The organism is Shewanella sp. Isolate7, from assembly GCF_022398425.1.
Lineage (GTDB): Bacteria > Pseudomonadota > Gammaproteobacteria > Enterobacterales > Shewanellaceae > Shewanella.
This window is the reverse complement of the sequence record NZ_JAKEVJ010000154.1, coordinates 1-1,742: the sequence shown is the minus strand read 5'-3', so window position 1 is coordinate 1,742 and position 1,742 is coordinate 1. Positions and strand designations below refer to the sequence as shown.

Annotated in this window: 2 protein-coding genes and 2 pseudogenes; 1 reads left to right on the top strand and 3 read right to left on the bottom strand. The window is 44.4% G+C overall.

Annotated elements, in window-relative coordinates; genetic code table 11:
• Positions 1-378: pseudogene (locus L1D47_RS20595) on the bottom strand (transposase); the annotation flags it as partial.
• Between the two features lie 81 nt (positions 379-459).
• Here L1D47_RS20595 and L1D47_RS20590 point away from each other — a divergent pair.
• Positions 460-663, top strand: a pseudogene (locus L1D47_RS20590) (IS3 family transposase); the annotation flags it as partial.
• A 90-nt stretch (positions 664-753) separates the two neighbouring features.
• Here the strand turns inward: L1D47_RS20590 and L1D47_RS20585 are convergent.
• Together L1D47_RS20585 and L1D47_RS20580 are read right to left on the bottom strand one after the other, a co-directional pair.
• Positions 754-1,161, bottom strand: a complete 408-nt coding sequence (locus L1D47_RS20585) for an OsmC family protein (RefSeq protein WP_239886611.1) — start codon at positions 1,159-1,161, stop codon at positions 754-756.
• Positions 1,162-1,502: 341 nt separating this feature from the next.
• The coding region (locus tag L1D47_RS20580) for an integrase core domain-containing protein (protein WP_239886169.1) at positions 1,503-1,742 on the bottom strand (240 nt) is incomplete at its 5' end.

The following is a 1,742-nucleotide window of genomic DNA, read 5'->3' as shown; positions in this document are numbered from 1 at the left end:
GTTGATATCGGTAACAGGTTTCACTGATAAAAAATGCAGCGCAGACCAAGCGAATAGTCACTTGGTGATTGGCAACCGCATGTTGTGCCATCGCTTTACGTTGCGACGGCTTTACCACTTTTTTGCCATCGCTTCCTGAATGATTTCGGCCTTTAAACGCTCTTCGGCATACATTTTTTTAAGACGAGCATTTTCAGCTTCAAGCTCTCTTAGCCGGGCCATGAGTGATGCATCCATGCCTCCGAATTTAGCCCGCCATTTGTAAAACGTCGCAGAGCTCATGCCATGTTCGCGACACAGTTCTGTAACCGGCGCTCCGGCTTCAGCTTGTTTAAGGATCGACATGATTTGGCTGTCGGTGAATTTTGATGTTTTCATAAAGAATCTCCTGCGCATATGGTACGAGAAAATTCTACTTTTGACGCCAGTTAATTTAAGGGGGGATTACCGAATTACCTCATCATTAACCCCTATTATTAGGCCACATTCCGCAAAAAGCTTTACGATTCATTAGAAATGTTGCAGAAAGATCTGGACGACTGGCTGGATTATTACAACAATGAACGAACTCATCAGGGCAAGATGTGCTGCGGCAGAACGCCAATGGAAACATTAACTGATGGGAAACGGATTTGGGCTGAAAAGAATTTAGCTCAAATCTAATCTGACGAAGGCACCAGAAAACTGGGTAACTGTCAGATCAGGTCTGAGCTAGTACAGATAAATATATTGACTAAACACCACAGTCACTTGTTAAGTGCAATTTTTACCCACTTCGGCTGAACAAGTGATATCGATCGTAGGGCTCAACATAAGACAAACATGACAATGTTCTTCCACCGCTTCTTGAGCTGCTCGTAAAATGTCAGATTCCTTAAAACCACTGCCATTTACAGTAAAGTGTAAGTTTGCCGATTTATATAAACGAGGTTCTGATTCCGTTAGGGAAAAAGTAACCGTATTTTCTAGACCTTGAACTTCAAAACCTTGATCTTGTAGTAACAAGACGACATCCGTAGCACTACATGAACCTAAAGCCGACAATAGAACTTCCGTTGGACAAAGGGCTTTCTCACTTGTAGCGTCAACATTAAACGTAAAACCGCCTTCAGTTGACACTTTAAAGCGACAATCACTATCCCATTTTATATTAATGCTCATATTTCCCTACTTTTTTGATGTGACTCTCGCTCGGTCACTTAACGCTCCACTTAGCGGGAGCAGACTGCCCGGCTATAATCCGCGACCCTCAATGGCCGTTGAGGGTCTTTATGCAGTAGCTCGATTGAATGGCGGCTCCTCTTACGAGAGACCGGTAACAAGTGGGTAGCGCTGCATAACTCCTAGCAATAACTCGAACAGTCATTGGGGCCTCGAGCCCGTATAGCAAGGCAGAGTAAGCTTATAATGAACAACCATAAAAACCAAACTGAAATCAATGTCGGCGTTGATGTCGGTAAGTCACAACTCGACATCGTACTACATCCTCTCGACTGTAGTGGTCAACTAAAATTGGCCACGGTTTTGTATTCATGCCAGTATCTTCGCTCTGACTCATTGGGTGTCAGCCCACCGTTATATTGATGTGGTCTCAGCTGACTGTAATACCCCGTCACATATCGCGAAATTTCACTCTTAGCCTCACCGATATCCCGATAGCCGGTCATCGGTATCCATTCTGTTTTTAAGCTTCTAAAGAAGCGCTCCATCGGGCTGTTGTCCCAGCAGTTTCCTCGTCGACT

Excerpts from the sequence above, each read along its gene's own strand:
- L1D47_RS20585 (WP_239886611.1), bottom strand. The coding sequence starts at position 1,161 with ATGAGCATTAATATAAAATGGGATAGTGATTGTCGCTTTAAAGTGTCA.